Below are 12,865 nucleotides of genomic sequence, written 5' to 3' on the forward strand. Positions count from 1 at the left end.
ATAATATGAGTTTGCTAGCGAATTTACTCTTAATTAGCTGTGGTGCCTCTCTTGGCGCAATGTCTCGTTATGGATTGACGTTATTGCTCAATCCATTTTTTACTTTTTTGTCTTTTGGCACATTAGTTGCGAATTATATTGGTTGTTTAATTATGGGGATAGTACTAGCCATATTTTGGCATTCTTCCCCTTTTGCAGCGGAATGGCGTTTGTTTTTTGTGACAGGTTTTTTAGGCAGTTTAACGACATTTTCGGCATTTAGCGCAGAAATAATTGAAAATCTGATTCAACATAAGTGGCTAGAGGGCATCACTATTGCATCATTGCATATCATTGGTTGTCTACTTTTTACTACATTAGGCGTGTTTATTTGGCGTTATTTTCAGTAAAAAACTGCTGAATTTTTGCTAATGCTAAATCTCGAATCGGATCGCGCTCAAATAAAATCTCATGCTTACTATGTTCGATCTGAACAAGTTGCCCTTGAGGCAACAGGTCAGTCAATTTTTGCAGATTTTGGTTATCTACAATTTTTTCTCTTTCTGATTGTAAAATCAGCACAGGAATTTCAATCCGAGGCAAGATAGTTGGTAATTTTTTAATTGCATTAAAGCATAAATGTACCCAACGAAAAGTCGGTCCGCCTAAATGAATATGTGGATGACGACGATTAATACGATTCATCCATTTCATTCTAGTACGACAGCAACTCAGATCGTTTTTATCCAAATCAGCAGGTTTGTACTTGCCCTTACCAAATACATAGCGTGAGCCTTGTCCAAATAACATCATTAAATTAATAATCAATTCATCGCGCAATGAATGTTGTAGTGGAATACCATAAAATGGCGCAGAAAAGACCGCACTTTTTACTTGATGATCGTAGTTAGCAAGGTAGTAAGTGCTGATTAATGCACCTAGAGAGTGAGCTAAAATATGTTGGCTTTGATAATGATACAGTGAAGTGATTTTTTCTAGTAACAACGCTATATCATCCGCATAAAAACGAAACTCATCGATATAGCCTTTGTCATGATCTTTTAATAGACGCTGTGAGTAGCCTTGTCCACGATGATCAAATACTAAGACATCATAACCTTGTTGGTAAAAATCATAAGCAAGTTCTGTCCATTTCAATAAGTTCTCCGCACGCCCATTGACTAAAATCACTAATCTACGTTCAGTAGGCTGATCTTGGACAAAATGGCGGTAAGTAATACGTATTCCCTTCTTTCCCTTTACATCTTGCAATGGAAATTGTGCGGCAAAAGGATGCAGTTCTGCTAAAGCAAAATGAGTGAAGTGGGGTTCGCGCTGAATCATAATCTACTCTAAATCAAAACTAAAAACGGATTAATCATAGCATATTTCATCATTGTACTGATTGAAAATAATTGTGTTTCTGTAATGCGATGAGTGATGTTGAGGGCAGAAGTGCGGTCAATTTCAAACAAGTTTGTAAACTGACCACACGTTGTTGAGTCGCTAAAGTTGAACAATTAAGCGACTAATTGTTTTAAAATACGGCGAAGTGGTTCTGCTGCTCCCCATAATAATTGATCTCCTACAGTGAAGGCAGCTAAATACTCAGGACCCATTTTAAGTTTACGTAAACGACCGACTGGCACAGAAAGCGTACCTGTGACTTTTGTTGGTGTCAGCTCACATAAAGTCGTTTCTTTATCATTCGGGATGACTTTCACCCATTCATTGTGGCTTGCTAAAATTTGCTCAATTTCGTCAAGTGGCAAGTCTTTTTTCATTTTGATAGTAAAGGCTTGGCTATGGCAGCGTAGTGCCCCAATACGCACACATAAACCATCTACAGGAATAGGATTGTGATCTAAGCCAAGAATTTTGTTGGTTTCGGCATAGCCTTTCCATTCCTCTTTAGTCTGTCCATCTTCCCATAATTTATCGATCCAAGGAATTAAGCTGCCTGCTAATGGTGCACCGAAATTATCAATAGGTAAATCACCACGCATTTTTGCGGTCACTTGACGTTCGATATCTAGAATGGAAGAGGCTGGGTTATCGAGATCGGCTTTAACACTGTCTTCTAGTTGTCCCATTTGGACGAGCAATTCGCGCATATTTTTAGCACCTGCGCCACTAGCCGCTTGGTAGGTCGCAACGGAAACCCATTCCACTAAATCTCGTTCAAATAAGCCACCTAATGCCATCAACATTAAACTTACTGTACAGTTACCGCCAACGTACGTTTTAATCCCGTTTTTTAAACCTTCGCTAATCACGTTTTGGTTCACTGGGTCAAGGACGATAATCGCCTCTTTTTCCATACGTAATGCAGAGGCTGCATCAATCCAATAACCGTTCCAGCCAGTAGCACGTAGTTTTGGATAAACTTCGTTAGTATAGTCACCGCCTTGGCAAGTAACGATAATATCCAATTTTTGTAGTTCATTGATATCAAATGCGTTTTTTAACTCACCCGCCTCTTTACCTGCAAAAACAGGGGCTTTTTGACCTGCTTGAGAGGTCGTAAAAAAGACAGGATTGATATTCGCGAAATCATTTTCTTGTTGCATACGATCCATTAATACGGATCCCACCATCCCACGCCAACCGATAAAACCAACGTTTTGCATAAAATTTTCCTTATATTAAAAGTGAATGATATTGTGTTTGAATAAAGTTAATTAATTACAAGATAGCTTAGATAAAAGCAAGTATTTTTGTTTAAAAAGCAACAAAAGTTAATGTGTTTTGCCTTTTTAATCATAGATTATCTAACTTTTTGCTTTATATTAAAATTGATGCCGATGCAATATATAAATGTGCGGTCGGTTTTGTGTAAATTTTAGTGAGGTTCAGGCTTCATTCTGTTAGATGAATATGAACTGGATAAGACAAGGATAGCGATCAAAATGAATAAATAAGGGCAACCAATCAAGGTTGCCCAATATAGTGTAGTGTTAATATCGAACTGATTACAAAATCTCTTTTGCTTTAGCGACAACATTTTCAACAGTAAAACCAAAGAGCTTAAACAATTGGTCAGCAGGGGCTGATTCACCAAAACTATTCATCCCCACAACACGACCTTCAAAGCCTACATATTTATACCAGAAGTCCGAAATCCCCGCTTCAATCGCTACACGTTTCGTCACATTACTTGGTAATACGCTCTCACGATACGCCGCATCTTGTTTATCAAACACATTAGTACTTGGCATCGAGACCACACGGACTTTCACCCCTTCCGCATCTAATACCTCAGCCGCCTTCATCGCAAGCTCTACTTCCGAACCTGTCGCAATAAGAATTAAATCAGGACAGCTTTGTTTTTCACAGCAGTGACGTAACACATAACCACCACGGGCAACATTGGCTAATTGCTCTGCATTACGTGTCATTTGAGCAAGATTTTGACGAGTAAAGATAAGTGCACTCGGTCCCTCTTTACGTTCAACCGCCGCTTTCCATGCCACCGCAGATTCCACTTGGTCACAAGGACGCCATGTCTCAAGATTTGGAATTAAACGTAATGTAGTGGTTTGTTCAACTGGTTGATGGGTTGGACCATCTTCACCTAAACCAATTGAATCATGCGTATACACAAATAATGAACGTTGTTTCATTAATGCCGCCATACGCACCGCATTGTGTGCATACTCCATAAACATTAAGAAAGTCGCGCCATAAGGAATAAAACCACCATGTAAAGCAATGCCGTTCATAATGGCCGACATACCAAATTCACGTACACCATAGTTAACATAGTTACCATCTGCATTTTCAACTGCACGAATTGGTTTTGAGCCAGACCATAAGGTTAAGTTAGAGCTGGCTAAGTCCGCTGAGCCACCTAAAAACTCAGGTAATAATTTTGCATAAGCTTCAATAGCATTTTGTGAGGCTTTACGGCTAGCAATATTGGCTGGATTAGCTTGGAGTTGTTCAATAAATGCTTGTGATTCTGCGGCCCAATTTGCAGGCAATTCAGCATTAACACGACGTGTAAACTCAGCCGCTAATTCAGGATAAGCTTTTTCATAAGCCGCAAATTTTTCTTCCCAAGCTTTCTGTGCAACATTCCCTTTGTCTTTAGCATCCCACTGCGCATAAATATCAGCGGGAATATCAAACGGTGCATGTGACCAATTTAATGCCTGACGAGTTAAAGCAATTTCTTCATCACCTAATGGTGCACCATGACTGTCATGTGAGTTCGCTTTATTTGGTGAGCCAAAACCAATAATCGTTTTACAAATAATTAAAGTCGGTTTGTCTTTTTCTGCTTGTGCTTGTTTTACTGCATCAATGATTTGTGCTGAATTATGCCCATCAATTGCAGGAATCACATGCCAACCATAGGCTTCAAAACGTTTTTGTGTATCATCTGTGAACCAGCCATCAACATGACCATCAATGGAGATATTATTATCATCATAAAAGGCAATTAATTTACCTAAGCCCAATGTACCCGCTAGAGAGCACGCCTCATGGGAAATCCCTTCCATTAAGCAACCATCACCCAAGAAGACATAAGTATAATGGTCAACAATCTCATGACCTGGACGGTTAAATTGGTGAGCAAGGGTTTTTTCAGCCAGAGCAAAACCTACGGCATTAGTGATACCTTGTCCTAACGGCCCTGTCGTAGTTTCAACGCCAGGGGCATAGCCGTATTCTGGGTGACCTGGTGTTTTAGAATGTAATTGACGGAATTGTTTTAGGTCATCGATAGACAAGTCATAGCCTGTTAAATGCAAAAGACTATAAATCAACATAGAGCCATGCCCATTGGACAGAATGAAACGGTCACGGTCAACCCAGCTTGGGTTAGTTGGATTATGTTTTAAAAAATCACGCCATAATACTTCTGCAATATCTGCCATCCCCATCGGGGCACCTGGGTGACCTGATTTTGCTTTTTGGACCGCATCCATGCTCAGAAAACGGATTGCATTTGCCAGTTCTTTACGTGTTGCCATAATGATTTACTCCTAAGTGAATTAAGACTTAAATTTGGACCGTATTTTACTCTATTTTGCCTATAAAGGATAATGAATTTGTTTTGTGTATGCGAGGAGGGAGTGGGCGTTCCTTTTTGAATTGAAAGGCTCTATACTGTGATGAGTAAATAATGTTCAACACAGGAAAAAAGATGAAATACCAAGTCATTGCTTTTGATCTTGATGGCACGTTACTCAATAGCCAAGGACAAATTCTAACGTCGAGTAAAATCGCAATTCAACGTTGTATTGATAAAGGTTTAAAGGTCATTTTAGTCACAGGACGACATCACACTGCCGCCTATCCTTATTATCATGAGTTAAATTTAACCACCCCTATGATTTGTTGTAACGGTACCTATGTTTATCAACCGCAAACTGATGCAGTACTTACAGCAAATCCACTCTCTTTAGAGCAAGCACGACAAGTCATTCAACTAGCAGATAAGCATCATCTGCATTTATTAATGTATTCGCGTGATGCGATGAATTACTCCGTAATGAATGCACATATGCGTAAGTTTTCTGAGTGGGTGCAAAGTTGTCCTCCTCATGTACGCCCAAAACTACGTCAAGTTTCTGACTTTAATAGCTTATTAAATGAACAGGAAACAATTTGGAAATTTGTCATTAGTCATCCTGATCGTGCATTAATGCAAATGGCTGTTGATCATTTATCGCCAGCAGGATTTAGCTGTGAATGGTCGTGGATTGATCGTGTTGATATCGCAAATGGTGGTAATACGAAAGGTGCAAGATTACTGGAGCTGTTGCGCTCATGGCAAATTGATCCTCAATTTGTTGTTGCTTTTGGAGATAATCATAACGATATTTCTATGCTTAACTCAGTCGGGTTAGGTGTTGCAATGGGGAATGCAGAGGCTGAAGTTAAACAGCAAGCACACTTAGTCACTTTAAGTCATGATGAAGCAGGTATTGCGTCTGTATTAGACTCTATTCTTGACTGATACATCAGATTTAGTGCTAAAGCAATTTGCTTTAGCACTTGTATGCTATTTATTGTCCGTAATAAGCATTCTTACCATGTTTACGTAAATAATGCTTGTCAAGCAACTCTTGTTGCATTGAAGATAAATTAGGACGAAGTTGGCGGCTAAATAAGTTCATATAGCCAATCTCCTCTAAAACAACGGCATTGTGTACGGCATTGTCTGGGTCATTTCCCCATGCAAAAGGACCATGTGAATGGACTAATACGGCTGGTACGTCTTTAGGATTAATGCCACGTACACGGAATGTTTCGACGATTACTTTACCTGTTTCAAGTTCATAGTCACCTTGAATTTCCTCAGCTGTCATTTTGCGTGTACAAGGGATAGAACCATAGAAATAATCTGCGTGGGTTGTACCCGCTGCAATTAAATCTTCGCCAGCTTGTGCCCAAATCGTAGCATGGCGTGAGTGGGTATGAACGATACCGCCAAGTGTTGGAAATTCACGGTAAAGTTCTAAATGAGTTGCTGTATCAGAGGACGGTTTTTTAGTTCCCTCTACTACCTGACCTGTGAATAAATCGACCACGACCATATCTTCAGGTGTCATTACCTCATATTCCACACCAGACGGTTTAATCACGACTAGATTTTTTTCACGATCGATACCACTGACATTCCCCCAAGTAAATGTCACTAAATGGTGTTTTGGGAGCGCTAAATTTGCTTCAAATACTTTTTGCTTTAATTGTTCTAACATGGAAAACCACCTTCTTTCATTTTTTGTTCAATCCAACGGCGCGCATTAATAATTTCAGTAATTGGTTCTTCCGCTTTCTCTGTCCACATTTCGATCAGAAATGCACCGCGATAATTTAATTCTGCCAGAGTACGGAAACATTGTACAAAATCTACACAACCCTCACCAAATGGCACATCTCGGAATTGCCCTTTACAAGTGGCTGTTACTTTATACGTATCTTTTAAGTGGATCGCCGAGATTTTGTCGATACCTAATTTGAGTTCTTCGCTCACATTGTCATTCCAAGCAGAAAGATTACCTAAATCTGGATAAACCGTGAACCATGGTGAACGAATCATATCGTCCCATTTTTTCCAACGACTAATTGAGCTGATAAATTGTGTATCCATAATTTCAACAGCAATAGTAACTTGATGGCTCGCAGCAAGAGCAACCGCCCATTCTAATCCCTGTTGGAAACGTTGGATTGTACCTTCATCTTGTTCTTCATAGTACACATCATAACCAGCCAATTGAATAGTCCGAATGCCAAGATCAACAGCAAGTTGAATGGCTTTTTCCATAATTTCATAGGCTTTTTTCCGAGTGATTTCATCTCGACTGCCAAATGGAAAACGACGATGACCTGATAAGCACATGGATGGAATTGTAATCCCTGTTGAAATAATCGCAGTGACTAATTCAATGCGTTCGGCTTTACTCCAATCTAAACGTGCTAAGCGTTCATCTGTTTCATCAATTGAGATTTCGACAAAATCGAAACCACATGCTTTTGCAATAGATAAGCGATCTTGCCAGCTGAGGTGCTTAGGCAATGCTTTCTCATAAATACCGATTTTATGTGTTCTCACAATATACTCCCTGTTTATCTGCGTAATATTAGGACCAATATTTATCGATTTCTGACCGCACTTGTTCTGCAGTAAGTTTGCCTTTTTCACCTGTAAAAGCACGTCCTGCAATAAACGCCTTCGCATTAATATCTTTAAATAAATGGATATCTTCAGGCACAATACCGCCCGTGATTGACAGAGCTAAGCCCATTCCTGATAACTTTTTCATCGTTACTAAGTCATCTTCTGTCCAACCTTTACCTGCGGCTTCAGCATCGCGTGCACGGTGATAAATGGCTTGAGTAATGCCTAAATTGACCCAAGCTTGTGCATCGTTAAATGTCCAATTGCCATAGATTTCAATTTGAATTTCTTTTTGGAAACGATCTGCTATTTTTTTACAGCTCTCAATTGTTGCAATATGAGCAGCAGCAGAAACTGTTAGCCAGTCGGCACCTGCATTGAATGCCATTTCAGCTAGAATAGCGCCAGCATCTGTTGTTTTCATGTCACAAACTAAAATATGTTCTGGGTGGAGCGCACGTAACGTACGTACTGCTCGCATACCTTCTGCAAAAGCAAGGATCGTGCCAACTTCAATAATATCAACTGAATCAGCCGCTTGCTTGGCAGTGACAAGTGCGCTGTCTAAATCTGTTGCATCGAGTGCGAGTTGGATAAGTGGTTTTGTCATTTTTTCCTCATAAAATAATCATTAAATCATTGCTTTTAACGCTTCAGTTAGTTGTTGATAACGTTGATATTTCTGTTGATAAGCTGTGAAATAAATAGGATTAGGTTCAACACTGAACATTGTTTGTGCTTGGAAAACATCAGTGGTTGACTCGCCTGTGCCTTGCATTGCCATTAATGCAGCACCAAGACAGCCTGTTTCTTCAATTTGCGGTACGTCGAGTTTCATTCCTGTGAAGTCAGCAAGCATTTGTAGCCAGATTTTAGATTTTGTTGGACCACCTGTGACACGTAGTAATGTCGCTGCTGGAAAGCGTTGTAACATACGATTGAGATGATGCATTAAACTAAACAACACGCCCTCATAAATTGCTTGCAATAAATGAGCTTGTGTATGATGTGCTTGCAGACCATAGAAACCCGCTTGCATCCCTAATCCAGCGTTTGAACCATACAAAAATGGGACAAATAAAACTGAGCTGGCAGCTGGCTCGAGCTCGCTAACAAGTTGATTAATTTGTTGATAATCAAGGTGCCACTGTTTCACAAACCATTCTAAATTCCCTGCCGAAGTTGGGCTGGCCTCATGAATAATCAATTTTTCGGATTGTGCATAGCGCCCATATACAAAAGGCAGGGTTTGGCTATCGTCGATATGATCAGTGATTCCGCTGACTACAGACCAAGTGCCCAATACAGCATTCAGTTTGGTTTCATCATCTAGATCCGCACAAAGGGCAGTTGACACAACATCAAATAAGCCACCAACCACAGCGGTACCAACACATAATCCTGTTAAGGCGGCAGCTTCTGGTGTGATATAGCCCGCAATTTGATTAGCTGCAATGATAGGTGGTAATTTATCGATGATGCCCGATAAGCCTAATAAGTCAGCCAGTACAGGGTCATATTGCCCTGTGACCATGTTGTATAAATTAGATTCGGAAATATTTGTTTCTTCACAAAAGAGTTTTCCTGTTAAGCAGTAGCGTAAATAGTCATGTGACATTAACACTGAGCCAATTTGTTGATAACGTTCTGGTTGATTATCTTTGACCCAGCGTAAAATCGAAACAGGGTGACCTGTCCATAAAGTTTGTCGCGTGATTGGATAAAGTTTTTCTGGGATACCCTCTTGTTGCCATTGTTTAACGATGTCTAGTGCACGTTGATCGGAAGATAAAATGGCATGACCAAGCGGTTTGTTTTGCTGATCAAGTAAAAATGCACCTTTACCTTGTGCAGAAATACCTACTCCTTTGATATGGCTAGGTGAAATCTGACTATTCTCGATGGTTTGGCGAATCACGTTTGCGCAAACTTGCCATAATTCATGCATATCACGTTCGGCATAACCTGCCTGTTCGCTAATCACATTGACATTTTCACGCACACAACTCAACATTTCCCCAGCCGTATTAAAGAGTGCTGCTTTGATAAAGGTCCCACCACAGTCTATGCCTAAGTAATAATTCATAGTCTATCCTCAGTTAAAAGTTAAACGATACAGACTATTGGTTGCTGTAATAAACAGGGTTTTTTGATCTGCACCAAAGGTGCAGTTAGAAGTGGTTTTATCCAGTAAAACTCGTCCTAAAAGCGTTCCATCAAGTAATAAAATCAGTAATCCTGTTTCACAGCTACAATAAATCACATTATTTTGATCAATACAGAAGCCATCAGGAATACCTGGCGAAATAGCGGCGATGGAGGTGCGGTTGTGTAACTGGTTATCGACAACATCAAATACTACAAGATGGTGTAAGCCCGTTTTTGCAAACTCGACTGCCGACATATCTGCTACCACTAGTTTGGTTTCATTTGCACAGAAAGCTAAGCCATTTGGTCGCATGACATTGAAGGTCGCGATATGAATGTCGTCAGTTTTGGGATCATAACAATACACATAACAGCCAATAATTTCGCTAGGCGATTTTTTGCCCTCTGCATCACTTAAAATACCATAAGGTGGATCTGTGAACCAGATCGTTCCATCAGATTTCACAACCACATCGTTAGGTGAATTGAGTCGTTTACCTTCTAGTTTATCGACTAATATACGAATATTACCCACATGATCCGTTAAGCTAATAGCTCGACGGCCGTGTTCACAGGTAATCAGATTGCCTACAGCATCTACTGCATTACCATTGGCAAATTGTGATGGTTGGCGGAATATTTGGGTCCCTTGTTTTGCTGTCCAACGATACATTGTATTGCCTTTGACATCACTAAATATGACAGCTTGTTGTTTTTCTAACCAGACAGGACCTTCTGCCCAAATTGCCTTATCAAACAATTCTTCTAATTTAGCGTCAGCACCAACTAATTGGTAAAAACGTGGGTCATACACTTCAATTTTGGCTGATAACATATGCTCTCCTCATTAGGAAAGTGCGGTCGTTTTTTTACAGATTCTCACGACCGCCATGATTGATTACTTCACATCCCAAATCGCTTTATAGGCTTCTTTGTAACCATTTTGTGGGTCGTAAAGGTTCTTATCCCCTCCATCAAATGCCACATTGTCCTTGATTACTAAGTGAGCTGGTGTGATATAGCCCGAAGGTTTTTCTTTAGCAAAGGCACGATTGAGCTCATCAACTAATTGCCAACCATGTAAATTCAACGGCTCTGGTACAGTGGCAAATTGATGGTTGTTAGTGCGAATACGTTGATAGGCAGTAACTGAGCCATCACCGGCGGAAATGTTGTATGGCATTTCCCCTTTGTTTGCAGAACGTAGGGATGGCGCCATAAAGTCAAAATAGAGATCGTTAATAGCAAGTGTATATTGCAAGTTATCGCCATATTTTTGTAACAAGCTAAAAGTTAAGCTCGGCATACGACTTGAGGTATCTGCAAGTGGAGTATCAATAAACTCTAACACCTGACATTCTTTACATTGCTCAATAACTTCTTTCATCACATTCGCTTTACGTAACGCAATTTCGTATAGTGAGTCGGTGAGAATGACTACTTTTGCTTTTCCGTCTGAGTTTGCAACGGCAAGTTGGGCAGAAAGTTTAGCAATTTGGTCAGAATCAGAAGTAACATTATAAAAAATATTATATTTATCGATTGGACCTGGCTCTGGTGTGGCGTGCCATGCTACCAGTGTAATGCCATTTTTATTTGCCTTGCTGAGTGGGATTTTTGCCACATTTGGATTCCAACCACCAATGACAATGGCATCAGGTTTACGGGCAATTGCTTGGTTTAAAGCAGAAAGTTGATTATTCACTGATCCTGCACCATCAAGTACATCCAGTTTCCAACCTGCTACGTTAGTTGCTTCTTTCATACCATCAATGACACCTAATACACCACCATTTTTCATATCAGAAGCAATGAAAATAATGTTTTTTCCTTGTTGTAATTTTGGACCAGTTGTTGGTCCATCCCAAGTCGTTTGTTGAGCAGTTGCCGCAGCAACTTGTTGTTTAGCTTCAGCAACAAATGGGTCATTTGCAATAGCATTGCTGGCAAAAGAGAGAGCGACTACAGCTGCTGCTACGCTTAAACTACGATGAAAAGACTGTTTCATAAGGTTTCTCCTTACAATGGATAATTAACACAACAACGAATTATTTTGTTGCTGCTTTCTTGTGTACTGCTTTTTGATTTAATAAACGTTTGCGTTGCGCATAACCTGCGATAGTGATAGATAATAATAACGTTGCGCCATTAAATAATGGTTCAACCCAGAAAGCGCCACCGAATTGTTGAATACCAGAAATACCAATAGCGAGAATCGCGATACCTACAACGGTACCCCAAACATTAATTCGCCCTGGTTTAATGGTTGTACTACCTAAAAAGGCACCTACTAACGCAGGTAAGAGATAATCCATGCCCACACTTGCTTGTCCAACACCTTGTTGTGCTGCGATTAGGACGCCTGTGAAACCTGTGATTAAACTAGACACGATAAATGGCACAATCGTGTATTTCTTAATTGAAATACCATTTAAATGGGCAGCGGCAGGATTTCCCCCTACAGCATACATACAACGTCCTGTTGGAGTGTGTTCAGTCACCAACCACATAACAATGGCAATGATTAATACATAAAAAGCAGAGATAGGAATGCCAAAGATTTCAGTACTGTTAATCGCAATAAAACCATCAGGTAAATCACCAACAATTTGGCGACCACCTGAATGCCATAATGCAACTGCATAGAGTACCGTACCAGAGCCTAATGTAGCGACGAAGCTATCAATGTCAGCAAGAGCAACTAAAATCCCATTGAGCAAGCCATAAATTGCCGCCACGATTAGCACCGTGATAGTCGCCATTTGCCATGAAAAACCAAATTGGACCTGTAGTGTAATGGCTAAAATATGCCAAAGGACAATACCAAATCCCACATTTAAGTCGATTTTGCCTACGATCATGGTTGTCGTCGCAGCCAGTGCCAGTAGCGCGATTTTTGATTTACTTTCTAAAATCGCATTTAAAGTTAGCATGGAGGCGAAAGAATCTGTCGTCACAGAGAAAAGAATGACGAGTAAGAAACAAAGCCAAAGTAAACCATATCGAGTGAGCATTTGGGAAAACCACGCCGCAAAGCCATCACGCGCAATAGATACAGGCTGTTCTAAAGCAGTTGATTTGATATTTGTTTGAGCCATGATGCTC

12 protein-coding genes are annotated in these 12,865 nt (G+C 40.2%); 2 read left to right on the forward strand and 10 right to left on the reverse strand.

Going from position 1 to position 12,865, the window contains the following annotated elements; translation table 11 throughout:
• Positions 1 to 5: 5 nt before the first annotated feature.
• Entirely contained in the window at positions 6 to 389 is a 384-nt protein-coding gene (gene crcB / locus K7G93_RS09125; RefSeq protein WP_115323393.1) for a fluoride efflux transporter CrcB, read from the forward strand.
• Here the strand turns inward: crcB and K7G93_RS09130 are convergent.
• The 3 genes from K7G93_RS09130 to tkt form a co-directional block, all read right to left on the reverse strand.
• Complete coding sequence (locus K7G93_RS09130; protein ID WP_226690514.1) at positions 367 to 1,320, reverse strand: alpha/beta fold hydrolase; 954 nt, start codon at positions 1,318 to 1,320, stop codon at positions 367 to 369. The two genes, crcB and K7G93_RS09130, sit on opposite strands and share 23 nt — an antisense overlap.
• Before the next feature lie 179 nt (positions 1,321 to 1,499).
• The gene (gene asd, locus K7G93_RS09135) at positions 1,500 to 2,609 is read right to left on the reverse strand and encodes an aspartate-semialdehyde dehydrogenase (RefSeq protein WP_224045887.1); all 1,110 of its coding nucleotides are present in this window, start codon (positions 2,607 to 2,609) and stop codon (positions 1,500 to 1,502) included.
• 342 nt (positions 2,610 to 2,951) lie between these two features.
• On the reverse strand, positions 2,952 to 4,958 hold the full coding sequence (tkt, locus tag K7G93_RS09140; RefSeq protein ID WP_228400334.1) for a transketolase: 2,007 nt from the start codon (positions 4,956 to 4,958) through the stop codon (positions 2,952 to 2,954).
• 173 nt (positions 4,959 to 5,131) lie between these two features.
• On the opposite strand from tkt, the gene K7G93_RS09145 reads away from it, so the two are divergent.
• Positions 5,132 to 5,947, forward strand: a complete 816-nt coding sequence (locus K7G93_RS09145) for a pyridoxal phosphatase (RefSeq protein WP_226690996.1) — start codon at positions 5,132 to 5,134, stop codon at positions 5,945 to 5,947.
• A gap of 49 nt (positions 5,948 to 5,996) precedes the next feature.
• On the opposite strand, the gene araD is transcribed toward K7G93_RS09145, so the two are convergent.
• The 7 genes from araD to K7G93_RS09180 all read right to left on the reverse strand — a co-directional run bounded on the left by araD (position 5,997) and on the right by K7G93_RS09180 (position 12,858).
• Positions 5,997 to 6,692: an L-ribulose-5-phosphate 4-epimerase gene (gene araD, locus K7G93_RS09150; RefSeq protein ID WP_115323398.1), complete on the reverse strand. Its 696-nt coding sequence runs from the start codon at positions 6,690 to 6,692 to the stop codon at positions 5,997 to 5,999.
• Positions 6,686 to 7,546, reverse strand: a complete 861-nt coding sequence (locus K7G93_RS09155) for an L-ribulose-5-phosphate 3-epimerase (protein WP_049214779.1) — start codon at positions 7,544 to 7,546, stop codon at positions 6,686 to 6,688. The genes araD and K7G93_RS09155 overlap by 7 nt, the downstream gene beginning before the upstream one ends.
• A gap of 28 nt (positions 7,547 to 7,574) precedes the next feature.
• Positions 7,575 to 8,222 (reverse strand): 3-keto-L-gulonate-6-phosphate decarboxylase UlaD, encoded by a 648-nt coding sequence (locus K7G93_RS09160; protein ID WP_226690995.1) that lies wholly within the window; start codon positions 8,220 to 8,222, stop codon positions 7,575 to 7,577.
• A 21-nt stretch (positions 8,223 to 8,243) separates the two neighbouring features.
• Positions 8,244 to 9,698: an FGGY-family carbohydrate kinase gene (locus K7G93_RS09165; protein ID WP_226690994.1), complete on the reverse strand. Its 1,455-nt coding sequence runs from the start codon at positions 9,696 to 9,698 to the stop codon at positions 8,244 to 8,246.
• 9 nt (positions 9,699 to 9,707) lie between these two features.
• Positions 9,708 to 10,595: an SMP-30/gluconolactonase/LRE family protein gene (locus K7G93_RS09170; protein WP_191135226.1), complete on the reverse strand. Its 888-nt coding sequence runs from the start codon at positions 10,593 to 10,595 to the stop codon at positions 9,708 to 9,710.
• A gap of 63 nt (positions 10,596 to 10,658) precedes the next feature.
• Entirely contained in the window at positions 10,659 to 11,768 is a 1,110-nt protein-coding gene (locus K7G93_RS09175) for an ABC transporter substrate-binding protein (RefSeq protein ID WP_115323403.1), read from the reverse strand.
• A gap of 40 nt (positions 11,769 to 11,808) precedes the next feature.
• Positions 11,809 to 12,858, reverse strand: coding sequence for an ABC transporter permease (locus tag K7G93_RS09180; RefSeq protein WP_115323404.1), 1,050 nt, complete (start codon positions 12,856 to 12,858; stop codon positions 11,809 to 11,811).
• Between the last annotated feature and the right edge of the window lie 7 nt (positions 12,859 to 12,865).

It is taken from the genome of Pasteurella canis, assembly GCF_020810675.1.
In the GTDB taxonomy this organism is placed as follows: Bacteria; Pseudomonadota; Gammaproteobacteria; order Enterobacterales; family Pasteurellaceae; genus Pasteurella; species Pasteurella canis.

Coding starts and splice junctions, on each gene's coding strand:
- asd (WP_224045887.1), bottom strand. CDS start 2,609: ATGCAAAACGTTGGTTTTATCGGTTGGCGTGGGATGGTGGGATCCGTA.
- crcB (WP_115323393.1), top strand. CDS start 6: ATGAGTTTGCTAGCGAATTTACTCTTAATTAGCTGTGGTGCCTCTCTT.
- K7G93_RS09145 (WP_226690996.1), top strand. CDS start 5,132: ATGAAATACCAAGTCATTGCTTTTGATCTTGATGGCACGTTACTCAAT.
- araD (WP_115323398.1), bottom strand. CDS start 6,692: ATGTTAGAACAATTAAAGCAAAAAGTATTTGAAGCAAATTTAGCGCTC.
- K7G93_RS09170 (WP_191135226.1), bottom strand. CDS start 10,595: ATGTTATCAGCCAAAATTGAAGTGTATGACCCACGTTTTTACCAATTA.
- tkt (WP_228400334.1), bottom strand. CDS start 4,958: ATGGCAACACGTAAAGAACTGGCAAATGCAATCCGTTTTCTGAGCATG.
- K7G93_RS09180 (WP_115323404.1), bottom strand. CDS start 12,858: ATGGCTCAAACAAATATCAAATCAACTGCTTTAGAACAGCCTGTATCT.
- K7G93_RS09175 (WP_115323403.1), bottom strand. CDS start 11,768: ATGAAACAGTCTTTTCATCGTAGTTTAAGCGTAGCAGCAGCTGTAGTC.
- K7G93_RS09160 (WP_226690995.1), bottom strand. CDS start 8,222: ATGACAAAACCACTTATCCAACTCGCACTCGATGCAACAGATTTAGAC.
- K7G93_RS09165 (WP_226690994.1), bottom strand. CDS start 9,698: ATGAATTATTACTTAGGCATAGACTGTGGTGGGACCTTTATCAAAGCA.